This window comes from Curtobacterium flaccumfaciens (assembly GCF_004361695.1).
In the GTDB taxonomy this organism is placed as follows: Bacteria; Actinomycetota; Actinomycetes; order Actinomycetales; family Microbacteriaceae; genus Curtobacterium; species Curtobacterium flaccumfaciens_B.
On record NZ_SNVW01000010.1, the window covers coordinates 112,542 to 134,368 of the forward strand.

A 21,827-nucleotide genomic window follows, 5' to 3' on the forward strand; every position below is an offset into this window, starting at 1 on the left:
GACCTCGAGTGATCGGAGTGGACGCGGACCGACGTCAGCGCGCGGGAATGCTGACCGTGGCGATGGCGCCGCCGCCCGACGCGTTGGAGAGGTCCGCCACACCACCCGCGCGTTCGGCGATGCCGCGGACGAGCGCGAGTCCGAGCCCGCTCCCGCCGAGGACGGCACGTCGGGCGCTGTCGGCCCGGGTGAAGCGGTCGAAGGCGCGCGGGATGAAGTCGTCCGGGACACCGGGTCCGTCGTCGACGACGCACAGGTCGAGTCGACCGTCGGCGGACTGCTCGAGCGTGACCCGGACCACCCCGCCGTCCTCCCCCGCGGCGATCGCGTTGGCGACGAGGTTGTCGACGACCCGCGCGAACGCCGCGGGGTCGAGTCCGTAGTGCTCCTCCGGCGCCGTCAGGTCGACGGCGAAGTCGATGTCGCGCGCCCCGACGTGTGTCATGGCGCGAGCGCGGTCGATCGACCCCATGAGTTCCGTGACGAGCGCAGCGGCCGACGTCGACGGAACACGCTCCGCCTCGTCCAGCCGGCTGAGTTCGAGGAGGGTGTCCGCCAGCGCGACCAGCCGTGCCGCATCGCCCTCGGCGGCGCGGAGCTCGCGCTCGAGTGCGACGGCGTCGCCCGACGAGCGGTGTGCCAGTTCGAGTCGGGCGGTGAGTGCGGCGAGCGGCGTGCGGAGCTCATGGCTGGCGTCCGAGACCATCCGCCGCTCGCGCTCGGCGTTCTCGCGTTGCCGGTCGATGAACGTGTTGAGCGTCCGGGCGAGGGCCGCGAGCTCGTCGTCGGACGCGCCGACGGGCAGATGGCCGCCACCGTTCCCGGCGCTGAGGCGCTCGGCGATCCGGCGCATCCGCCCGACCGGACGGAGGGCGAGCGTCGACAACAGCCAGGCGGTCGCCGCGAAGGCGAGCAGTGCCAGGACCGTGCCGACGACCAGGGACCGGTCGACCCGGGCCACCGTCTCCTGTCCGGCCCGTCCGTCGTGCGCAGCCCAGACGACGAACGACCCAGCGTCGTTCTCGACCGGCTCCGCGACGACCGTCACGACGCGGTGGCCGGTGCGCAACCGCAGCGTGACGCCGTCGTCGGGGACCGAGGACGGCAGCACGGCACGGACGTCCCGGGGCAGGGAGTCGACGACCCAGTCGCCGGAGGCCGAGCGGATCCCGATGAGGACACCCTCGGCGGGCCGGTCGGGCGGTTCGTCGGGGTTGTGCCGGAGGTCGGAGACGAACGGCGCTGCGTCGGCGGCCGCGAGGGACTCGTCGGTCGCGAGCGTCGCTCGTTCGATCTGGACGTGGAGCACGACCGCGACCCCGGAGAGCACGACGGCGCCGACGAGCAGGCTCCCGAGGGTGATCCGCGCGCGGATCGACAAGCGACGCAGGAACCTCATCTCGTCGGGACGACCTCGAGCGCGTACCCGACACCGCGCACGGTGCGGATCGCGATGTCGGCGTCCGACGCCTGCAGCTTCTTGCGCACGTAGCTGACGTACTGGTCGACGATGGTCGGGTCGAAGTGCTCGGCACTCCCCCAGACCTCCTCGAGCACCTCGGTCCGGGTGCGCGCGTCGGGCGCCCCTTGCATGAGGAACCGCAGGAGCGAGAACTCCTTGACACTCAACGGCAGGTCCCGTCCGTGCACCGACGCGCGCACGGTCACGGTGTCGAGCCGCACCGCGCCGGCTTCCACGACGGTCGTCCCACCGGCGGCACGACGTCGCAGGTGCGCCCGGATCCGCGCGTTGAGTTCGGCGATCGCGAACGGTTTGGTCAGGTAGTCGTCGGCCCCCGAGTCCAACCCGAACACCCGGTCGTCGACGGCGTCGCGTGCGGTGACCAGGATCACCGGGAAGTCCGACCCCATCTCACGGAGCCGTCGGCAGACCTCGAAGCCGGTCATCTCGGGCAGCATGACGTCGATCGCTGCGGCGTCGAACGACTGCGAACGAGCCTGGACGAGTGCGGCGACGCCGTCCCCGACGACCGTGACCGCGTGCCCCTCGCCGGTCAGACCGCGCTCGACGAGGGCACCCATCTCCGGATCGTCCTCGACCACCAGGATGTTCGCCACCTCAGACCACCCCGCTCGTGCCGAGCAGGGACCCGATGAGGAAGGTGGCCGCGAGGGCCAGGGCTCCGCCGACGACCACGCGGGCGGTGGCTCGCGGCACCGAACCCCCGCCGATCCGGGCCCCCGTCGCCCCGGTCAGGGCGAGTGCGACGAGCACGACGACGAAGGTCACGGGGACCCGGACCGCCTCGGGCGAGAGCAGGATCGCGAGCAGCGGCAGGACGGCACCGATCGAGAACGCGGCCGCCGACGCGAACGCGGCGTGCCACGGGCTGACCACCTCGTCCTCGTCGATCCCGAGCTCGGTGCTCAGGTGGGCGGCGAGTGCATCGCGCTCGGTCAGTTCGGACGCCACTCGTTCGGCCGTGGACCGGCGGAGACCACGGCCCTGCCACAGCTGGGTGAGCTCCTCGAGCTCGGCGACCGGGTCGTCCGCCAGTTCGCGACGTTCCTTCTCGATGAGCGATCGCTGGCTGTCCTTCTGACTGCTCACCGACACGTACTCCCCCAGTGCCATCGACACGGCACCGCCGACGAGCGCCGCGATGCCGGCCGTCGCGATCGCCGGGACCGAGGACGATGCGCCGGCGACGCCCACGACGATCGACGCGGTCGACACGATCCCGTCGTTCGCACCGAGGACTCCGGCGCGGAGCCAGTTCAAGCGTGCCGCGAGGTCACCGGTGTGTGCTTCGCCCGCATGCGGCTCCGAGGTGCTCATGGTCTCAGCGAACCATGCCCGGGTCCGCCTGTTCGTGTGAGATCTCGAACGATGCGGGTCGACGGGGTGCCCCCGCAGGTTCGCGAGAGCACCCCGGTACACGATGCGGACCTACCGCTTCAGGTTCGTCAGCTCCTGCAGCACCTCGTCCGAGGTCGTGATGATGCGCGCGTTCGCCTGGAACCCGCGCTGCGCCACGATCAGGTTGGTGAACTCCTGCGACAGGTCCACGTTCGACATCTCGAGCGTGCCCGAGGCGAGCTGGCCGACCCCGGGCGAGCCCGGCGCGCCGACCGAGGCGTTGCCCGAGTTCGCGGTCGCACGGTAGCCCGACGCACCGGTCTTCTCGAGGCCTGCCGGGTTGGCGAAGGTGGCGAGGGCGATCCGGCCGATGGCGAGCGAGGCGCCGTTCGAGAAGGTACCGACGACGGTGCCGTCCTTCGAGATCGAGTACCCCTGCAGGGACCCGGCCGAGCTGCCGTTCTGCGACGCGATCGACGCCGTGTTGAGCGTCGCGAAGCCGGTGAGCTGGGTCATGTCGACGGCGATGTTCCCGACGGTCACGGTCCCGCCGGCGGTCAGCTTGCCGTCCGCACCGAAGGCGAGGGACGAGGTCGCCTTCGTGCCCTGCCCGTCGGTCGCCTCGACGTCCCAGCCGGCGGCGGTGCGCGTGTAGGCGAGGGACATGGTGTGCTTCGCGCCGGAGGCGTCGTAGACGGTCGCGTCGCGGGTGATGACGGCACCGACGGCGGTCTCCGACGGCAGGTTGCCGGTGACCCCGGCGGTGGTGGTCCGGACAGCGGGGGCCGCGGCGTCGAGCGGGAGCACGACGTCGCCGAGCTGGCCGTTCTCGTTCACGACGCCGTTCGTGGCCGGGTAGCCCTGCACGATCTTGCCGTCGGCGGAGACCAGGCGGCCGTCGGCGTCGAAGTCGAAGGCTCCGGCGCGGGAGTAGACGGTGTCGTTGCCGAGGCGGGTGACGAAGAACCCGTCGCCGGAGATCATCAGGTCCGTCGCCTTGCCGGTGGCCTGGGCGGAGCCCTGCGCGAAGTTCGTGGAGACGCCGGCGACCTGCACGCCGAGGCCGATCTGCGCCGGGTTGGTGCCGCCGATGCCGGTCTGCGGTCCGCCGGCACCCTGGGTCATCTGCGACAGGGTGTCCTGGAAGACCGTCGACGACGACTTGAAGCCGACGGTGTTGACGTTGGCGATGTTGTTGCCGGTGACGTCGAGCATCTGCTGGTGCGAGCGGAGGCCGGAGATCCCGGAGTAGAGCGAGCGGAGCATGGTGCGTCCTTTCGGAGAGGCAGGAAGAGCAGGAAGAAGAAGATGAAGGAGGAGGAGCGAGGAACGGGGAACGGAACGGGTCAGGCCGCCGGAGCGGTGGTGGTGATGCCGGAGATCACGTCGAGAGCGACCTCCTTCCCGTTCACGGTGACCGTGGGGACGCTGTTCGCGTAGGACACGGCCGAGGCGGTGCCGGTGATCGACTTCCCGCTGACGGCGTCGGTGTAGGTGACCTGCTTGCCGACCAGGTTGGCGGCGGCGATCCGCATCTGCAGCGAGAAGTTCTCGTTCGCCGTCGTGGTCTGGTTCGTCATCTGCTCCATCATCGCGAGCTGCGTCTGCTGGCTGATCATCTGGTTGGTGTCCATCGGCGAGGACGGGTCCTGGTTGCGCAGCTGCGTCACGAGCAGCTTCATGAAGACCTCGGAGTCCATGGTCTGGGACTTCTGCGAGGCGCTGTTCGCGGCGAGGGCCGCGGCCTGGGCGGCCTGGTCCACGGTGCCGGTGATGCCGTCGATCGGCATGGTCGTTCCCTTCGGTCTCGCCGGTGCGAGGTGTCGCCGGTGCGAGGTGTCGTCGCTCAGGCGAGGACGTCGAGTCCGACGCTGCGGACGGTGGGCGTGTGGGCGGTGCCGGGTGCACGCGGGGTGAGCCGCGCCTCCAGGCCGGGGTCGACGCGGGGCGCCGCCGGGGCGGGCCGGTCGTCGTGACCGGAGCGGGTGTCCGGCTGGTTCTGCGAGGACAGGTCGAGGGTCGTCGACAGGCCGGTGCCCGCGGCGTCGCGGCGCAGGTCCGGCAGGACCTGACGCACCGCGTCACGACCCGCGTCAGAGGCCGCGAACAGCTCCACGTGCATCCCGTGGGCCGTCACGTGGGCACGGACCGTGACCGGGCCGAGCGCGTCCGGCGTCAGCTGGACGGTGACGACGTGCTCCCCCGGACCGGCCTGCGCCAAGGTGAACACGGGGCGGCTCAGCTGCTGGGCGAGGGGCGCCGGAGCGTTCGCGGTGGCCGCCCCGGAGACGGGTGCGGATGCCGCCGTCGCGGACGTGGTCGGGACGGCGAAGGGCGTCTCGGCACTGCGCGGTGCGGTGACGGCCTGGAGGCCCGGATCGCCCTGCCCTGCTCGACCCCCGTCGTTCCCGTGGCCGGTCTGGGCTCCGCTCCCCGTGGTCGCGTCCGACTGCCCGCTCGCGCCTGCGACGCCCGCCGCTGCGGCCGCGGTCGCGGAGGTGCTCGCGGTGCTGGTCGGCGTCGTGCTCGACGTGGTGGGGGCGGCGTCGGCGCGGGCGGCGGCGGTGGTCAGGACCACGGGGGTGCCGGTCGTGGTGGCGCCGGCCGTGGTGGCGCCGGGCGTGGCGCTGGTGTCGGGCGTGGCGCTGGCGTCGGGCGTCGTCGTCGGAGTCGTCACCGTCGCCGAGGCGGCCGCAGGTGTCGCGGCCGGCGCGGTGGTGGTGGACGCCGTGGCGTGCGCGGCGGCGGGTGCCGTCGTCGGGGCCGTCGCCGAGGCGGGTGCCGTGACGGTAGGCGTGGCGCCCGTGCCCGTGCCCATGCCTGTGCTCGGTACCGCGGTGCTCGTGGCCGACGCGTCCGTCCCGGTGCGCGCGGCGTTCGCCATCGCTGCCTGGGCTGTGGCCGTGGCCGACGTGCTCGTCGTCGCGCCCGTCGCGCCCGTCGTGCTCGTCGTCGTGCCCGTCGTCGAAGCCGACGTGCTCGTCGTCGAGGCCGACGCGGTCGGCAGCGGTGCCGATGCCCCGGCCGCCAGGGCGTCGGCCGCCGTCGCGGGGGCCGATCCGACGGACGTGGCTGCGGACAGGGCATCCACCACGGAAGCCGCCGCCGCTGCCGCCGCGGTCGCCGCGCTGTCCGCCCCGGCGCCGTTCGTCGCGCTGATCCCGGTCGTCCCGGATGCCGGCGGACTCGTCGCCGGGTCGATCACCACGGCACCGGCGCTCACGGCACCCGCAGCCGCCGCCGACTCGTTCGCGCCGGACGCGTCCGACGCGTCGGCGCTCCCGGCAGCGTCCGACGCGCGACCCCCTCGGTGAGATCGCACTTCGGCGGCACGGTCGCGGACCGAACGGTCCCGGAGTGCGATCTCGCCGGCGTCCCGACCGGCACGGCGACCGGCGTCGCGGCGGTCCGGCGCGTCGCGGCGGTCGGGCATGTCGCGGCGGTCCGGCGCGTCGCGGCGGTCGGGCATGTCGCGGCGGTCGGGCGCGTCGCGGCGGTCGGGCGCGTCGCGGCGCTCGGGCGCAGCGGGCGCGGCCGCGGCCAGGGCGGCACCGAACGAGTCGGCGCTCCCGCGCTGGGCCGGCCCGCCCGACGCCTTCGGCACCGCGGGCGCGGCGGGCATCGGAGTGGCGATCGTCACGCTCATGCGGCGCTCCCGGAGTTCATCAGCGACATCAGCGCCGCGGTCTGCAGGTCGGTGGAGCCGGGGGCGCGCACGGCCGTCGCGGCGGTGGGCGCTGCCTGCGCCGGGACGATGCGCCGGATCGTGGCGATGTCCGAGTCCTTGTACCAGTTGTCGACGATCCGGACGTCCTTGCCCGGTCGCGGCGCGTGCAGCACCTTGCCGTCGCCGACGTAGATGACGACGTGCCCCTCGCCCTTCGGGATGATCAGGTCGCCCGGCTGCGCGTCCTTGAGCGAGCCCACCTCGACGCCCATCTTCGCCTGGTCCGGCACCACCCGGGGCATCGTGACCCCGAGGTCCTTGAACACCGTCTGGACGAGGCCGGAGCAGTCCATGCCGGCGGTCGTCGTGCCACCGAAGACGTAGGGCACGCCGAGGTACTTCTTCGCGTCCGCGACGACGTCCGAGCCGGTGGCACCGCTCCCGGTCGCGAGGGTGCCGGCGCCGGCGTCGACCGAGGTGGCCGGGGTGGACGAGGCCGCCGGGGTCGCGGCGGTCGAGCCGGTCGCGGTGGCGAGGGCGTCCGCGAACGCGCTCGACGTCGCGGTGTCGGCTCCGGACGACGCGGTCGAGGACTGTGACACCGCAGCGGTCGTGCCGGTGCGGAGTGCGTCGATCTGGGTCCGGATCTCGGAGATCCGGGACAGCACGGCGTCCACGCTCATCGGGCACCACCTTCCGCGCGGCGTCGGGCCGCGACCTCGTCGAGGGCGTTCTGTTCGGTGCGGAGCTCCTCGGCGGTCTGCTGCTCGACGTGCTGCGCCTCGAGCTTCTCGAGCCCGAGGGCCGAGCGTCGGGCGCCGTTGTACACGTCCTGCGCCTGGTCGGCGTCGGAGCGGCGGGAGCGGACGACGGCGTCGAGTTCCTCGAGCATGCCGCGGGTGGCCGCACGTGCGGCGGCGACGGCGCTGAGGGTGGCGGCGTCCTGGATCGGCTGCGTCCCCTCGGCGTCGGCGAGGCTGCGCCGTGCCGCGATCCGGGCGTCGGCGGCGTCGCGGACCCGTTCGTTCGCGGTGGCGAGGGCAGCGGCGGCACGGTCCTGTTCGGTGTGCCGCAGGCGCAGGAGCCCGGCGAGCGGGAAGCGGCGGGCCATCAGGCGACCCCTCCGCGACCGAGGGTCCCGACGAGCGCGTCGAGGGCGTGCCACGACGCCGGGGCCGTCGCACGCTCGTCCATGCCCTGCCGGAGGAACGCGTCGATCGCGTCCTGGTGGTCCACGGCGGCGTCGACGAGCGGGTTCGTGCCGCGCTGGTACGCGCCGACGTCGAGCAGGTCCTGCGCGGCCTTCCGCGCGGCCATCACCTTCCGGAGCGTCGTCGCAGCAGCGCGCTGGCCTGGGGTCGTCACCTTCGAGGCCACGCGGGACACCGACCCGAGCGCGTCGACCGAGGGGAAGTGCCCGGTGATCGCGAGCTTCCGGTCGAGCACGACGTGTCCGTCGAGGATGCTGCGGGCGGCGTCGGCGATCGGTTCGTTGTGGTCGTCACCGTCGACGAGCACGGTGTACAGGCCGGTGATGCTGCCGACCCGGTCGGTCCCGGCGCGCTCGAGCAGTCCGGCGAGCACCGAGAACGTCGACGGCGGGTACCCACGGGTGGCGGGCGGCTCGCCGACGGACAGCCCGATCTCCCGCTGCGCCATCGCGACGCGGGTGAGCGAGTCCATAATGAGGACGACGTCCTGGCCGGCGTCGCGGAACGACTCCGCGATGCGGGTGGCGACGAACGCGGCACGCAGGCGCATCAGCGCGGGCTCGTCCGAGGTGGACACCACGACGATCGAGCGGGCGAGTCCCTCGGCGCCGAGGTCGTCCTCGAGGAACTCGCGCACCTCGCGGCCGCGCTCCCCCACCAGGGCGATCACGTTGACGGCGGCATCGCTCCCCCGCGCGATCATCGACAGCAGCGAGGACTTGCCGACGCCGGAGCCGGCGAACAGGCCCATGCGCTGCCCCCGGCCGACCGTGGTCAGGGTGTCGAGCACCCGGACCCCGAGCTGCAGCGGCGTGTCGATCCGGGTCCGCGCCATGGCGTTCGGCGTCTCGTGGTCGAGCGGCACCCACTCGACGGGCTCACCGCTGGCGCCCGCGAGCGGCCCACGGTCGTCGATCGGCCGTCCGAGTCCGTCGAGCACCCGGCCGAACAGCCCGGAGCCGGTCGGCACGAGCACGGGGCGTCCGGTCGGCCGCGCGGGCGTTCCCGCGGTGACGCCGGTGAGGCGACCGAGGGGCATGCAGCGGACGCCGGTGACGTCGGTCGCGACGACCTCGACGGCGGTCTGCGGTCCGTCCTCGGCGCCGACCGTCACGACCTCGCCGACACGGGCGTCGAGCCCGGCGATGGTGAGTCCGAGTCCGACGGCGCTCGTGACGACGCCGACGCGCTGCGGCGCCGAACGGCGGAGCGCGTCGTCGAGCCCACGGGGCCGGAGCAGCGTGGCGGTCACGAGGTGACCCCCAGGGCGGTGCGGGCGCGGTCGAGCGCGGTGGCGATGCGGGCGTCGAGCAGGCCGTCCGGCAGGTCCACGACGGCGTCGCCGTCCGACAGGGTCGGGTCGGCGACCACCGGGACGGGCAGGTCCAGGGCGGCCACGCGGGCCGCGTCGCCGACGCTCAGCCGGATCGCGACGGCGACCGTCCGATCGACGGACGCGAGTGCCCGCATGACGGTCGCCTCCGCGCCGGACGCACCCCGCGCCTCCAGGCTGTGGGCGTCCGCCGGTCCGGCGGTCGCTGCGTCGGACGGCCTGGAGGCACGGATCGAGTACCCGACGACGGCTTCCGCCAGGTCGAGGGCGGCGGCCGCGACGGACTGCTCTGCGGCTTCCAGGACCGGCGTCACCTGGGAGAGCATCGCGTTCGTGGCCGCGTCCAGCACGGCGATGCGGCGCGCGGTGTCGGCCTGCATCGAGGCGACGCGGGCGGCGTGCTCGGCCTCGAGCCGGGCGCGCAGGGCGTCCGTCTCGGCCTGCGCGGCGCGGAGGCCGGCGGCGTACCCGGCGGCGTGTCCGCGGACGTCGGCGCTGGTGCTCCGCGTCTGCGTACCGGTGCGCTCGATGACGGGGAACGCGACGCGCTGGACGGTGGCGGTGCCGGCGCTGGTGGACTCAGTCAACGAGCTCGTCCTCCTCGGCGCGGTGGACCGTGATGACGCCCTGCGCCTCGAGCTCCCGGACGGAGCGGACGACCTCGGCGCGCGCCTCCTCGACCTGCGAGACGCGGACCGGGCCCATCGCCAGCAGCTCGTCGTCGAGGAGTTCGCGGTTGCGCTCGGAGACGTTCGCGCGGATCGTCTCGACCACCGGAGCGGCGGCGCCCTTCATGGCGGTCGCGAGGAGCTTCGAGTCGATGCCGCGCAGGACCTGCTGGATGTCGCGGGACTCGAGCTTCACGATGTCCTCGAAGGTGAGCATGCGCGAGCGGATGTCCTCGGCGAGCTCCGGGTCGCGCGCTTCGAGGCCGTCGAGCACGGCCTTCTCGGTGGCGACGTCGGAGCGGTTGATGATCTCGACCAGGGGCGCGATGCCGCCGACGACCTCGACGCTCTCGCGCGGGGACACCACTGCGCCGGCACGCTGCCGGAGCACCCCGGCGACGATCCCGACCGCTTCCGGGGTTGCGCTGCCCATGGTCGCGAACGCCTGCGCGACGTCGGTGCGCACCCGCTCGTCGACGCCGGCGAGGACGGCGCTGGCCTGGGCGGGCTTGAGGTGGGCGAGCACGAGGGCGATGGTCTGCGGCAGCTCGCCCTCGAGCAGGGTGATGACCTGCCCGGGCTCGGCGTCGTCGAGGAAGTCGAACGACTGCCCCGCCAGGTTCGAGGCCAGACGGTCCATCACGCCCGCGGCGCGCTCGGCCCCGAAGGAGGCCTCGAGGAGCCCGAGCGCGGTCTCCTTGCCGCCGCGCTTCTGCAGCCGGCCGCTCAGGGTCATCCGGTGGAACTCGGTGAGGGTGCGGTCGACGACGGTGTCCTCGACGCGACGCATCCGGACGATCTCGGCGGAGATCTCCTCCGCCTCGATCTCTGTGAACTGCTTCATCACCTCGGCCGCACGCTCGGTCTCCATCTGCATGAGGATGAGCGCGACCTTCTGGGCACCGCTGAGCGGTCGGTCGGCGTTGCCGGCGGCGGGCGCCGGGGTCAGGGCGCTCACACGCTCGCCCGGTCGTCGAGGAGCCCGCGGAGGAGCTCGGCGGTGCGCTTCGGGTCCCGCTCGGCCAGGGCGGAGATGTCCTGGCGGCGACGCTCGGCCGAGATCTCCTCAGTGGTGAGGACCTCGGTCGGGGCGTCGTCGTGCGGGATGCTCGGCAGCGCCACGGTCGGTGCGTCCCCGGCGCCGAGCGTGGCACGGTCGTCGGCCCCGTCGACCGCCAGGGGCAGCTGGAAGGTCTCGCCGGCGAAGGCGTCGAGCTCGCCGAGGTCGACGGCCTCGCGCTCCTGCTTCCGGCTGCGGCGGACCAGGACGACCATGATCGCGATGAGTGCGAGCAGGGCGCCGAGGACGATGCCGGCGGTGCGGATCGACGACCACAGCGACTCCTGCTGGTCGGCCTTCTGCTGCTCCTCGAGCGCCTTCGTCGCACGGTCGGCGGCGCTGGTGTCGAAGTCCATCGTCGCGACGCGGACCTGGTCGCCGCGGGCGGCGTCGACGCCCGCGGCAGCGGACACCAGGTCGTTGATGCTCTGCAGGTTCGCGTTCTGCACCGCGTCGGCCTTCGCGTTCAACGCGACCGAGATCGTCTGCCGGTCGAGCCCGCCGGCGGGCAGCTGCGTGGTCTCGGTGGTGTGGTCGACGGCGTTGTTCTTCGTCGCCGACTCGTTCGTGTAGCCGCCGTCGCCGGTGCCGCTCGCGGTGCCGTTCGTCCCGTTCGTCCCGCTCGGGACGGCGATGTTGTCGGGGCCGAGGACCCCGGTGGCGCCCTTGCCGGCGGCGGAGCCGGAGCCGTACTGCTCGGTCGAGGACGACTCGTTGAGCGCCACCGGGCCGGTCGTCGGCGACGTGTAGGACTCGGACGTCCGGGTGCCGGAGTTCTGGTTCATGGTCGCGGACACCACGACGCTCGCGTTCCCGACGCCGAGCGTGGTGTCGAGCAGGTCCTGCACCTTCTTGCTCGTCGCCGCGTCGTAGTCGGCCGCCTGGTCGGCGCCGCTGCCCGTCGCGCCGGTGCCGACGGCGGACAGGGTCTGCCCCTTCGCGTCGACGACGGAGACGTCGGTCGGCTGCATGCCCTCGACGGCCGCGCTCGTCAGGTGCACGATCGCCTGGACCTGGTCGGTGCTCAGCTCCGCGCCGTTCTTCGTGGCGATGAACACCGACGCGGTCGGGTCCTTCTCCTCGGAGACGAACACCGTCTTCTCCGGGATCGCGAGCTGCACGGTGGCGGTCTGCACGCCGTCCATCGCGCCGATGGTCTTGGCGAGCTCGCCCTCCATCGCGCGCTTGTACGTGACGTCCTGCTGGAACTCGGAGCTCGTCACGCCCATCTTGTCGAGGAGCGAGTACCCGCCCTCGTTCGACGACGGCAGCCCGTTCGACGCGGCCTTGAGGCGCTCCGAGTACACGGAGCCCTGCGGCACGAGGATCGTCGCGCCGCCGTCGGTGAGCTGGAACGGCACCCCGTCGGTCTGCAGCTGGTCGGTGACGCTCGCGGCGTCGGTCGCGGCGAGGCCGGTGAACAGCGGCGCGTACGACGCCTTGCCGAGCCAGCTCGCGAGGGCGATGCCGCCGAGGACGAGCGCGGCGATGACGAGGATGGCGATGGTGCGCTGGGCGGCGCTGAAGCCCTTGACGTAGGCGGCGAGACGACCGAACAGGTCCTTGACGGCGACGGGCATCAGGCCTGCATCCTCATGATCTCGTTGAAGGCGTCGACGCCCTTGTTGCGGACGGCGGCGACGAGCTCGAGGGTGACCTGTGCACGCGTCGAGGCGATCGTCGCGTCGTGGATGTCGTCGAGGTTGCCGGTGACGGCCTTGAGCGCGAGCGTCTTCGAGTCGCTCTGCAGCTGCTGGAGGCCGTCGACGGCGTTGCCGAGCGACGCGGCGAAGCCGTCACCGGTCGCGCCGGTGCCGGTCGTCGCGCCGGTGCTGCTCGTCGCGCTCGTGCCGACGTCGCTCGACGTGCCGGACACCGAGGTGAGCGCGTTCGTCATCGCGTTGGTGGTCACACCGTTGACGGCGTCGATGGGCATCAGTTCTTCCCGATCTGCAGTGCCGCCTCGTAGGCGGTCTTGGCGCGGTCGACCACGGCGGCGTTCGCCTGGTAGCCGCGCTGGGCCATGATGAGGTCCGCCATCTGCGTCCCGAGGTCGATGTCCGGCATGCGGACGTAGCCCTCGGCGTTCGCGAGCGGGTTGTCCGGGTCGTAGGTCACACGGCCGGCGGCGCTGCCGAACGCGGCGCCCTTGACGTAGGCGCCGGAGACGCCGTTGCCCTCCTGCACCTCGACGTAGCGGGCCTGGAAGGCGCTGTCGTCCATCGACTTCACCGTGTTGACGTTGGCGATGTTGTCCGACACCGCGTCGAGCCACTTGCGGTGCACGGTCATGCCGGTGCTCGCGATGCCGATCGCGTCGAAGGTCGTCACGAGGTGGTCCGCATCGCCGCGCGGACGCTGGTCAGCTCGGAGTTCATCGCCTGCGACGCGAACTGGTAGCGGAGCACGGTGTCGACGTTCGAGAGCGTCTCCTCGTCGAGGTTGACGTTGTTCCCGTTCGTGTTCGTCGGCTCGAGGCTACGCGCCACGGTCGGCGTGGTGCTGCCGCTGCCGTCGACGATCGACTTCGCGAGGGCGTCCTCGAACTGGACCTTCTCGGCGTGGTAGTTCGGCGTGTTGATGTTCGCGACGTTGTTCGCGATCACGCTCTGGCGCATGGAGAGCCCGTCGAGCGCACTCTGCAGCGCTGCCGACGTCACGGAATCGAACACGGTGGACCGTCCCCTCGGTGTGCGACATCCCCTGTCGATGTCGCCGAATGGCGGTGGCCGATCCGTGGCCGAACTGGTGAGCGATCCATGCTCGTGGTGCGCTGTCGGCCGGGCCGTGGGGCGCGTTAGGCGTCGCCCCGAACGGGGGGCGGGTGCGCGCGGGGCGCGTGCGGCCCGCAGCGGGAACGCCGACGGAGAACGACACAGTCGACGTCGTACGACATCGACGCAGTCGCTCCTTGCACACGCGCACCGTTGCCGCCGCGCTCCTACGACAACACCGACGTCGTACGACATCGACGGAGTCGCTCCTTGCTCACGCGCACCGTTGCAGCCGCGCTCCTGCGACAACACCGACGTCGTACGACATCGACGCAGTCGCTCCCTGCACACGCGGCGCACCGCCACGCACCGAGCGCCCCAGCCTCCGCCCCAGCCCCAGCCCCAGCGGCCCGCCGCAGCGCGCCCGCGTCAGGCGGACGCGTCGAGGTACACGGACCCGCGCGGCTCCCGCGTCGCGTCCACCGCACGGAGCGCCCCGAGGTGCTCCCCCGCCGAACGCCGTCCCGCCTCGAGCGCCGCGATGCGGTCCCGCTGCGCGGCGAGCAGCCTGGAGGCACGCCCCACCAGCTCGCGCGGGATCGGTCCCAGCCCGCTCGGCTCCGACCACCCCGCCGCCGTCGCGGGATCGGCCGTCTGCCCGGCGTCGAGCTCGAGCTGGTCCAGCACGGCCTCCCAGCGCGCACGGTCCGCGACGAGGTCCCCGGACGGCTCAGGCGACACCGAGCGCACCGCCCACCGGACGCTCGGCGGCGGTGACCGCCGGCAGTGCCGCAGCGGCCTCGTGCCACGACTGCCGCAACGGTTCGAGGATCCGGATGCAGTCGCGGGTGGCCTGCACGTCACGGTGCACGTTGGCGGTGATCAGCGAGGTCGAGGCGTAGTTGTAGATCGCCAGCAGTCCCTCGCCGCCGTCCCACGCGTCGATGCGGAGCGTGGAGGACAGCTCACCGACGATCGCCTGCGCGTGCAGGAGCTGCTCGCGGGCGGCGTCCCAGTCGGCGGTGGTCTGCGCGGCCTCGGCGCGGTGCAGGTCGAGCAGCAGCCGGTCGTAGAGCATCGTCACGAGCTGTGCGGGCGTCGCGGAGAGCACGGCCTCGTTGGTGTACTGGGCGCGGCGCTGGTCGGTGACGGTGCGCGGCTGCGCGGCCTGCCGGAAGGCGGCGGCCTGGAGGTCGAAGGCGTTCACGGTCGTTCCCGTCAGCTCGAGGTCGACGCGAGCTGGCTGGCGAGCCAGCTCGACTGGGACTGGAGTTTGCTGAGGCTGGTCTCGAGCGACGAGTAGAGCGTCTGCAGCGATGCGCGTCGGGCGGTGAGCCGGTCCGTCCAGCTGTCGATCTGGGTGTTGAGGTCCTTCGCGACGGCCTGCTGCCCGGTGATGCTCGTCGTGATGGAGCCGTCGTACTTGTCCGACGCGGCGGTCGCGGCGGCACCGACGTTCGCGGCGACGCCGGAGAGCATCGCCTGCGTGCCCTCGGGGTCGGTGGCGAGGGCCTTCTGGAAGACGTCGGCGTCGAAGGTGAAGTCGCCGTCCTTGGTGATGGCGATGCCGATCGACGACGGGGACTTCCCACCGACGGGGGCGGACATCGTGCTCGTCAGGCGCTGGACCACGTCGCGGGTGGTGCCGTCGCCGGACAGCACACCCGCGGTGGTGCTCGTCGTCCCGGTGGTCGGGCTCGTGGTGCTCGTGACCGCGGTGTTCGACCCGTAGTAGGCGGTGACGGCGTTCATCGCGTCGACGAGCCCGGACGCCACGGCCTGCGCCTTGGTGGTGTCCTGCGCGACGCCGACGGTGACGGCCTCGGTCGTCGGCTTCGTCACCGTGACGGTGAGCCCGGGGACGAGGTCGGTGAACGTGTTCGTCGCGCTGGTCACGGTCTGCTCGGCGGCGGTGCCGGCCCAGAGCGTGACGCTGGCGTCCTTCGCCTGCCCGACCACGGCCGCGCCCACCTCGGTGAGGACGTTCGTGGCCGTGCCGGCGGTCACCTGGTCGCCGGTCCCCCGGTACACCTGGAAGGCGCCGGCCGCACCGGTCTTCGCGGACGTGAGCTGCAGGCGGTAGAGCTTCGTGCCGTCGGTGTCGGTCCCGGCGGCGACCTTCGTCGCCGTGACGCCCGCACCGGACTTGTTGATCGCGGACACCGTGTCGTCGAGGGACCCGGACGCCGGCGTGACGGTGGTCTTCGTGCCGTCGGCTCCGACGAGGGTGAGCGGCTCGGCGGCAGCGGACCACGTGGACATCGCGGCGGTGACGCCGACCTGGGCCGACGCGGTCGAACCGACCGAGAACGTGATCGAGCCCGCTGTGGCGTTCGCGCCGGTCACCGCGGTGACCGCGGTCGAGGAGCTCGTGGCGGCGAACACGTCGAGTGAGGTCGCCTTCGCGGCGTCCTTCGCCTTCGTGGCGAGCGCCTGCACCAGCCCGTTGATCGTCTGCAGTGACGAGATGAACGAGTTGGTGCTCGTGAGCTTGTTCTTGAGGAGCGTCTGCGGGACGCCTTCGACGCTCATCAGCGAGTTGATGAGGTCGGTCGTCTTGAGGCCGCTGACGAGGCCGTCGATCGCGAGGCTGCTGGCCGATGACACGGACGACATCGAGGGCTCCCTGCCGTCGGTGGTGGTGGTCGGGTGTGGGTGACGCCGCCGACCAGGACGCCTGAACGGTCCCGGGCGGCGGCGTCAGGGGTGCTAGCGCAGGAGCGAGAGCACGCCCTGCGTGCTCTGGTTCGCCTGCGCGAGCATCGACGTGCCGGCCTGGCTGAGGATGTTGTCGCGCGTGTACTTGACCATCTCCTCCGCCATGTCGACGTCGGTGATGCGCGAACCGGCAGCGGTGAGGTTCTCCTTGGCCACGTTCGTCACGTTGATGGCGTGGTCGAAGCGGTTCTGGATGGCACCGATGTTGGAACGGGCGGTCGAGACGCTCTTGATCTGCGCGTCGATCGTCGTGATCGCGGTCTGCGCGCCGGTGGCGGTGGTGAAGTCGAGCCCGGTGACGGCGGTCGCCACCGTGCTGACGTTCGCACCCGACAGGTCGACGTCGATCTGGCTCGCCGCGTCGCCGTTGGCGCCGACCTGGAACTTCAGGACGCCTGCGGTGCCGGCGGAGCCGTCGAGCAGGTTGATGCCGTTGAAGTTGGTCGACTGCGAGATGCGGGTGAGCTCCTTGGACAGCTCGGTGACCTCGGTGGAGATCGCCGTGCGGGAATCCGCGTTGTTCGAGTCGTTACCGGCCTGGACGGCCAGGTCGCGCATGCGCTGGAGGATCGAGTGGGTCTCGGTGAGGCCACCTTCAGCGGTCTGCACGACGGAGATGCCGTCCTGCGCGTTGCGGGCGGCGACCGTGAGGCCACCGACCTGGGACTTCAGCCCCTCGGAGATCGACAGACCGGCCGCGTCGTCGGCAGCACGGTTGATGCGGAGACCCGACGAGAGCTTCTCGAGGGACTTCGACAGGTCGTTCTGCGTCGAGTTGAGGTTCCGGTACGTGTTGAGTGCCGAGAGGTTGGTGTTGATGGACATACCCATGGTGGTTTCCTCCGTGAAATCTGGGTCTTGCGTCGGCCCGTCCGTGGGCTGACATGGGTGACTCTCGACCGGTTGGCCGGAGCCGTTAGGGGTTCGACGAGGTTTTTCCGGACGCGACGAGCGCGAGCGGCCCCGTCGAGGTCTCAGCTCGCCGCGACCACGGGGGCGGCGACGTCGTGCACGGCCCGTGCGACGCCCGCGGTGGCGTTCGCGGCGACCCGCGCCAGGTACGCGCTCCGGCGTGCGGCGGTGGTGCGCGAGGCGGGCTCGACGGCCGCGCCCTCGTCGCCGTAGTGCGCCGCGAGGCCGTCGCGGAGCAGGCGCATCGCCTCGGACCGCTGCTGCGAGACGGCCGAGTGGGTGATGCCGAGCTCGGCCGCCACCTCGGTCACGGACCGGTCGCCGAAGTACACGTTCTCGACGATGAAGCGCATCCGCTCGGGGAGCGCGTGCACGGCGGCACGCAGGTAGCGACGCTTCTCGGCCTCGAGCAGGTCCTCGCCGGGGAGCGGGAGTTCGGCGGCGAGCGTGTCGTGCACGGTCTCGTCGAGGGGGCTGACGGTGCGCGCCGCGTCGGTCATCGCGTCGGCGGCGGTCTGGCGGTCGACCCCCATCGCGTCGGCGATCTCCTCGACGCGGACGCTGCGGCCGAGCCGGGCCGACAGTGCCTCCTGCGTGGCGAGGGTCTCGCGGATCCGCTTCCGGGTGCCGCGGGAGGCCCAGTCGGCGGAGCGCATGTCGTCGGCGATGGCGCCGGTGATGCGGGTGCGGGCGTAGGCGCCGAACGGGACTCCGAGGTCGGGGTCGAAGGCCTCGGCCGCCGCCACGAGGGCGAGCGACCCGACGGCCGCGAGGTCGTCACGGTCGAGGTGCGTGGCACGTGCGCGGACGTCGGCGACGATGTAGCCGACGAGCGGCAGGTGCTCCACGATCATCGCGTTGCGTTCGGTGCGGTCCATGTTGTTCCCCTGGTCATCCCGGCATGACTGCCCCGTCCGTGGGCACGGCTGACGCCGGCCTCGGTTGGCCGGTGTGTACGCCGAAGAACCACCCGGGTCCCTCCGGGTGGTGCGCTCCGCGCCCCTGAGACGCGGCCTCGGGGTGTCCCCCGGGGTGCGGTTCGAATGTATCGGCTGGCAAAGCCCTGTACGCGTGCACATCCGTCCCCAGTGCGGGGGTGTGCGGTCCGTTTCGCGGTCGTCATTTTGGGGGACCCCGGGTCGGGAACGGTCGTTCTTGTCCCCCGTCTTGGGTCATTGCCGGGAGGCGCGGCTCGTTTCCGTCGGCCGGCTTGCGGGATCCCGCACTTACGCCCGGCAGACCCGCGCCGATAGGTCCCGGTGTCCGCAGGATGACCGACACACACCCCCACGGGAGGAGCTGATGAGCGTGAACCAACTGTCCGCCGTGCTCTGGCGCGAACGCGAACTGCTCGAGCTGCTCACCTTCAAGCTCGAGGAGGAGCAGCTGCTGCTCGCCGCCGGGCGCTCCCGCTGGGTGTCCCACGCCAGCCGCGAGGTCGAGCAGGTCCTCGAGCGTCTCCGCAGCGCCGGTCTCGAACGTGCCGCGTCGAGCGCCGAGGTCGCCGAGGAGTGGGGCGTCCCCGCCGACGCTCCCCTGCGTGACGTCGTCGCCGCCGCGCCGAACGGCCCCTGGGGCGAGATCCTCGCGGCGCACCTCACCGCGATGATCGAGCTGACCACGCAGATCGGTGCCCTCCGCGACGAGAACGACCGCTTCCTCCGCACTGCCGCGCAGGCGACCGAGGAGACCCTCGCCGGCTCGGTCACCGGCGCCGCGACGTACGACGCCACCGGCACCTCGGGCTCCGGCTCGGACGGCGCGCGGCTCTTCGAGGGGACGCTGTAACCGTGGTCAGCACCTTCGGCTCCCTCGCCACCGCGTACTCCGGGCTCGCCGCAGCCCGCGCCGGCATCGACGTCACGGGGCAGAACATCGCGAACGCCGGCACCGCCGGGTACACGCGGCAGCGCGTCACGCAGTCCTCGATCCCGGCCGCGCAGACCGGCTTCATGCGCGGCACCGCAGCCCTCGCCGGCCAGGGCGTCTCGGTCGACGGCATCGCCCGTCTGGCGTCCCTCACCCTCGACGCCGGCGTGCGCGTCGCCGCCGGGTCCTCGGCCTACGCCGATGCCCGCGCGACCGCCCTGTCGGCACTCGAGAACGGCCTGAACGAACCGGGTGACGACGGCCTCTCGGCGAAGCTCGACGCGTTCTGGTCGTCGTGGAGCGAACTCTCGACCCACCCCGACGACCCCGGAGCCGCCAGCGCGGTGATCGGCGCCGCGAAGACGGTCGCCAGCGCGCTCGCGACCGGCTCGAAGGCCGTCGACGCCCAGTGGTCCTCCGTGCACAGCACCGTGCAGGGTCAGGTGCAGCAGCTCAACGCCGCCGCCACCCAGGTCGCCGACCTCAACGGCCGGATCCGGACGACGCTCGCCTCGGGCGGCAACGCGAACGAGCTCCTCGACCAGCGCGACCAGCTCACCGAGCAGATCGCGACCCTCGCCGGCGGCACGGTCCGCGCGAACAGCGACGGCACCGTCGACGTCCTCATCGGCGGCAACGCCATCGTGCAGGGCTCCGACGCGCGCTCCGTCGTGCTCGGCGGCGGCGCACGGCTGGCCGACGGCGCTCCCGTCACGCTGACGTGGACCTCGGGCACCGCCGGTGCGGTGTCGATGTCCGGCGGCACGATCGGCGGCAACCTCTCGCTCCTCGCACCGGCGACCGCGAACGGCACCGGCGGTGCCCTCGCCGAGGCCTCGGTCTCGTACGACCAGGTGACGACGAAGCTCGCGACCGCGGTCAACGCCGTGCACGCGACCGGCACGACGCCCGCCGGCACCACCGGGAACGCCTTCTTCGCCCTCACCGCCGGCGTCCCCGCGGCGCAGGGCCTGACGGTCGTCCCGACGGACGGCAGCGGCCTGGCGACGCGGAACGCGGCGGGCCAGCTGGACGACTCGTTCAGTGACGCACTCTCGCGACTCGGCACGGCGTCCGACGGCGCAGACCGCGCCTGGGCGACGTTCGTGGCGGGGGTGGGCACTGCCTCCCGGTCGGCCGCGTCGGAATCGACACTCACCGGACTGGCGCTGACCAACGCGCGGTCCCAGCAGCAGTCCGGCGCCGGCGTCGACCTCGACGAGGAGAACGTCAACCTGCTGAGCTACCAGCACGCGTACCAGGGCGCGGCGCGCGTCCTGACCGCCGTCGACGAGATGCTCGACACCATCATCAACCGCGTCGGACTCGTCGGGAGGGGCTGACCGTGATCACCCGTGTGACCACCCAGATGTCGATGGCGGCCGCGTCGGCGCGGCTGCAGGCCGGGGCCGCGAAGGTCGCCCAGCTCACCGAGCAGGCCACCACCCTGAAGAACATCCAGCGCCCCTCGGACGACCCGGTCGGGACCGTGTCGTCGATGCAGGTCCGCAAGGAGCAGGCCGCCGCCGCGCAGTACACGCGCAACGCGAACGACGCCGTCGGCTGGCTCGCCACGACCGACAGCACCCTGTCGAGCGTGTACTCGGTGCTCAACAGCGTGCGGGACCTCACCGTGCGGGCGGCGAACAGCGGCACCATGAGCGACACCGACCGCGACGCATTCATCACGCAGTTCCAGTCGCTGAAGACCGACCTCGAGTCCCGCGCGAACACCACCTACGGCACCCGCTCGGTCTTCGCCGGGTCCTCCACCTCGGGCACCCCGTACGACCCCGCGACCGGCTGGGCGCCCTCGGGCACCGACGTCACCCGGCGCATCGGCGACGGCACCACCGTGCGCGTCGACACCTCCGGGGCCGACGTCTTCGGCTCCGGCGCCGGCTCGGTCTTCGGGATGATCGACTCCATCGTCAGCGACCTGCAGAGCGGTGTGAACGTGAACGCCAAGATCACCGACGTCGACGCGGCGATCACCACCGTGCGCGGCGCCCAGGCCGACGTCGGTGTGCGGCACGCCGCCGCCCTCGCCGCCCAGGACTCGCTGAAGACCGCGACCGTCTCGCTGGAGAACCGACGCGCCGGCATCGAGGACAAGGACCTCGCCAAGGCCGTCCTCGACCTGCAGGTGCAGCAGACCAACTACCAGGCAGCCCTCGCCGTCACCGCGAAGGTCCTGCAGCCGACCCTGATGGACTACCTCCGATGAGCATCGACCTGACCTTCGCCGTCCCCCCGTTCGGCCTCTCCCCCGCACCGGTCTTCACGCTGACCCCGGTGGACGGCGCCGAGGGCCTGTTCACCCTCGTCGGGGGTTCCTCGCGCTTGTTCGTGCTCGACGCCGCGGTGCACCTCCCGTCGTACGCGCCGGAGCTCACCGACGAGCAGGCCGCCGGCCTCGCGCTGACGGACCCCGCGGACGCGATGCTCCTCGTCGTCGCCAACCCCGGTGCGTCCGGCACGACGGTGAACCTGCTCGCGCCGATCGTCGTCAACGCCCGCACCGCCGCCGGTGCCCAGCTCATCCTGGAGGACCAGGACCTCCCCCTGCGCGCGGAGCTCGCCCGGCGCTGAGCGCCGCGCGCGCGCTGCCCCGCCCGCCGGCCGCCACGCCGGCCCCAAAGGTTGACGCGGAACGACACGCTCGACGTCGTACGACATCACTCATGTCGCAGTCCCGCGTCCGCAACAGTTGCACACGCGCACCACCGACAGACCCGCAGTCGTACGACGTCACCGTTGTCGCAGGTTGCACGCGCGCACGAAGCGCGGGCGTCGCCACGCCCGGCTCGCCCGCTCCCCGCACCGCTGACGCCGACGCCGACGCCGAACGACA

25 protein-coding genes are annotated in these 21,827 nt (G+C 72.4%); 5 read left to right on the forward strand and 20 right to left on the reverse strand.

Annotated elements, in window-relative coordinates; all coding sequences use genetic code 11:
- Positions 1–34: 34 nt before the first annotated feature.
- The 6 genes from EDF64_RS13960 to EDF64_RS13985 form a co-directional block, all read right to left on the reverse strand.
- On the reverse strand, positions 35–1,381 hold the full coding sequence (locus tag EDF64_RS13960) for a sensor histidine kinase (protein WP_166645743.1): 1,347 nt from the start codon (positions 1,379–1,381) through the stop codon (positions 35–37).
- A gap of 14 nt (positions 1,382–1,395) precedes the next feature.
- Positions 1,396–2,079, reverse strand: coding sequence for a response regulator transcription factor (locus EDF64_RS13965; RefSeq protein ID WP_133520582.1), 684 nt, complete (start codon positions 2,077–2,079; stop codon positions 1,396–1,398).
- Position 2,080: 1 nt separating this feature from the next.
- The gene (locus tag EDF64_RS13970; RefSeq protein ID WP_133520583.1) at positions 2,081–2,800 is read right to left on the reverse strand and encodes a VIT1/CCC1 transporter family protein; all 720 of its coding nucleotides are present in this window, start codon (positions 2,798–2,800) and stop codon (positions 2,081–2,083) included.
- A gap of 111 nt (positions 2,801–2,911) precedes the next feature.
- A complete protein-coding gene (locus EDF64_RS13975; RefSeq protein WP_133520584.1) occupies positions 2,912–4,087 on the reverse strand; it encodes a flagellar hook protein FlgE in 1,176 nt (391 codons plus the stop codon).
- 80 nt (positions 4,088–4,167) lie between these two features.
- On the reverse strand, positions 4,168–4,611 hold the full coding sequence (locus EDF64_RS13980) for a flagellar hook assembly protein FlgD (protein ID WP_133520585.1): 444 nt from the start codon (positions 4,609–4,611) through the stop codon (positions 4,168–4,170).
- Between the two features lie 56 nt (positions 4,612–4,667).
- A complete protein-coding gene (locus tag EDF64_RS13985; protein ID WP_166645744.1) occupies positions 4,668–5,639 on the reverse strand; it encodes a flagellar hook-length control protein FliK in 972 nt (323 codons plus the stop codon).
- Here EDF64_RS13985 and EDF64_RS13990 point away from each other — a divergent pair.
- Positions 5,626–6,135, forward strand: a complete 510-nt coding sequence (locus tag EDF64_RS13990) for a hypothetical protein (RefSeq protein WP_166645745.1) — start codon at positions 5,626–5,628, stop codon at positions 6,133–6,135. The two genes, EDF64_RS13985 and EDF64_RS13990, sit on opposite strands and share 14 nt — an antisense overlap.
- A gap of 328 nt (positions 6,136–6,463) precedes the next feature.
- On the opposite strand, the gene EDF64_RS13995 is transcribed toward EDF64_RS13990, so the two are convergent.
- The 14 genes from EDF64_RS13995 to EDF64_RS14060 all read right to left on the reverse strand — a co-directional run bounded on the left by EDF64_RS13995 (position 6,464) and on the right by EDF64_RS14060 (position 17,982).
- Positions 6,464–7,171, reverse strand: coding sequence for a C40 family peptidase (locus EDF64_RS13995; RefSeq protein ID WP_133520588.1), 708 nt, complete (start codon positions 7,169–7,171; stop codon positions 6,464–6,466).
- Positions 7,168–7,599 carry a flagellar export protein FliJ gene (locus EDF64_RS14000; protein ID WP_133520589.1) on the reverse strand — a complete coding sequence of 144 codons (432 nt, stop codon included), beginning with the start codon at positions 7,597–7,599 and terminating at the stop codon, positions 7,168–7,170. The genes EDF64_RS13995 and EDF64_RS14000 overlap by 4 nt, the downstream gene beginning before the upstream one ends.
- Positions 7,599–8,951 (reverse strand): FliI/YscN family ATPase, encoded by a 1,353-nt coding sequence (locus tag EDF64_RS14005; RefSeq protein WP_133520590.1) that lies wholly within the window; start codon positions 8,949–8,951, stop codon positions 7,599–7,601. The genes EDF64_RS14000 and EDF64_RS14005 overlap by 1 nt, the downstream gene beginning before the upstream one ends.
- A complete protein-coding gene (locus EDF64_RS14010) occupies positions 8,948–9,619 on the reverse strand; it encodes a hypothetical protein (protein ID WP_133520591.1) in 672 nt (223 codons plus the stop codon). Before EDF64_RS14010 ends, EDF64_RS14005 begins: the two co-directional genes overlap by 4 nt.
- The gene (gene fliG, locus EDF64_RS14015) at positions 9,612–10,658 is read right to left on the reverse strand and encodes a flagellar motor switch protein FliG (RefSeq protein ID WP_133520592.1); all 1,047 of its coding nucleotides are present in this window, start codon (positions 10,656–10,658) and stop codon (positions 9,612–9,614) included. The genes EDF64_RS14010 and fliG overlap by 8 nt, the downstream gene beginning before the upstream one ends.
- Entirely contained in the window at positions 10,655–12,340 is a 1,686-nt protein-coding gene (fliF, locus tag EDF64_RS14020; RefSeq protein ID WP_133520593.1) for a flagellar basal-body MS-ring/collar protein FliF, read from the reverse strand. The genes fliG and fliF overlap by 4 nt, the downstream gene beginning before the upstream one ends.
- Positions 12,340–12,696, reverse strand: a complete 357-nt coding sequence (fliE, locus tag EDF64_RS14025; protein WP_133520594.1) for a flagellar hook-basal body complex protein FliE — start codon at positions 12,694–12,696, stop codon at positions 12,340–12,342. Before fliE ends, fliF begins: the two co-directional genes overlap by 1 nt.
- Complete coding sequence (locus EDF64_RS14030; RefSeq protein WP_070418832.1) at positions 12,696–13,091, reverse strand: flagellar basal body rod protein FlgC; 396 nt, start codon at positions 13,089–13,091, stop codon at positions 12,696–12,698. Before EDF64_RS14030 ends, fliE begins: the two co-directional genes overlap by 1 nt.
- The gene (locus EDF64_RS14035) at positions 13,088–13,432 is read right to left on the reverse strand and encodes a flagellar basal body rod protein FlgB (protein WP_133520595.1); all 345 of its coding nucleotides are present in this window, start codon (positions 13,430–13,432) and stop codon (positions 13,088–13,090) included. The genes EDF64_RS14030 and EDF64_RS14035 overlap by 4 nt, the downstream gene beginning before the upstream one ends.
- Positions 13,433–13,903: 471 nt before the next feature.
- The gene (locus EDF64_RS14040) at positions 13,904–14,215 is read right to left on the reverse strand and encodes a hypothetical protein (protein ID WP_133520596.1); all 312 of its coding nucleotides are present in this window, start codon (positions 14,213–14,215) and stop codon (positions 13,904–13,906) included.
- A complete protein-coding gene (fliS, locus tag EDF64_RS14045; RefSeq protein WP_133520597.1) occupies positions 14,205–14,681 on the reverse strand; it encodes a flagellar export chaperone FliS in 477 nt (158 codons plus the stop codon). The genes EDF64_RS14040 and fliS overlap by 11 nt, the downstream gene beginning before the upstream one ends.
- An 11-nt stretch (positions 14,682–14,692) precedes the next feature.
- On the reverse strand, positions 14,693–16,090 hold the full coding sequence (fliD, locus tag EDF64_RS14050) for a flagellar filament capping protein FliD (protein ID WP_133520598.1): 1,398 nt from the start codon (positions 16,088–16,090) through the stop codon (positions 14,693–14,695).
- Positions 16,091–16,183: 93 nt separating this feature from the next.
- Positions 16,184–17,023 carry a flagellin gene (locus EDF64_RS14055; RefSeq protein ID WP_070418828.1) on the reverse strand — a complete coding sequence of 280 codons (840 nt, stop codon included), beginning with the start codon at positions 17,021–17,023 and terminating at the stop codon, positions 16,184–16,186.
- A 143-nt stretch (positions 17,024–17,166) separates the two neighbouring features.
- Complete coding sequence (locus tag EDF64_RS14060) at positions 17,167–17,982, reverse strand: sigma-70 family RNA polymerase sigma factor (RefSeq protein ID WP_133520599.1); 816 nt, start codon at positions 17,980–17,982, stop codon at positions 17,167–17,169.
- Positions 17,983–18,406: 424 nt separating this feature from the next.
- Here EDF64_RS14060 and EDF64_RS14065 point away from each other — a divergent pair, with 424 nt between their 5' ends.
- Genes EDF64_RS14065 through EDF64_RS14080 form a run of 4 tightly spaced genes read left to right on the forward strand, consistent with a single transcriptional unit; the run spans position 18,407 to position 21,565 of the window.
- Positions 18,407–18,892, forward strand: a complete 486-nt coding sequence (locus tag EDF64_RS14065; RefSeq protein WP_133520600.1) for a flagellar protein FlgN — start codon at positions 18,407–18,409, stop codon at positions 18,890–18,892.
- 2 nt (positions 18,893–18,894) lie between these two features.
- Positions 18,895–20,316: a flagellar hook-associated protein FlgK gene (gene flgK / locus EDF64_RS14070; RefSeq protein ID WP_133520601.1), complete on the forward strand. Its 1,422-nt coding sequence runs from the start codon at positions 18,895–18,897 to the stop codon at positions 20,314–20,316.
- A 2-nt stretch (positions 20,317–20,318) separates the two neighbouring features.
- Complete coding sequence (gene flgL / locus EDF64_RS14075) at positions 20,319–21,200, forward strand: flagellar hook-associated protein FlgL (protein WP_133520602.1); 882 nt, start codon at positions 20,319–20,321, stop codon at positions 21,198–21,200.
- The gene (locus EDF64_RS14080; protein ID WP_133520603.1) at positions 21,197–21,565 is read left to right on the forward strand and encodes a flagellar assembly protein FliW; all 369 of its coding nucleotides are present in this window, start codon (positions 21,197–21,199) and stop codon (positions 21,563–21,565) included. Before flgL ends, EDF64_RS14080 begins: the two co-directional genes overlap by 4 nt.
- The last annotated feature ends 262 nt before the right edge of the window (positions 21,566–21,827 follow it).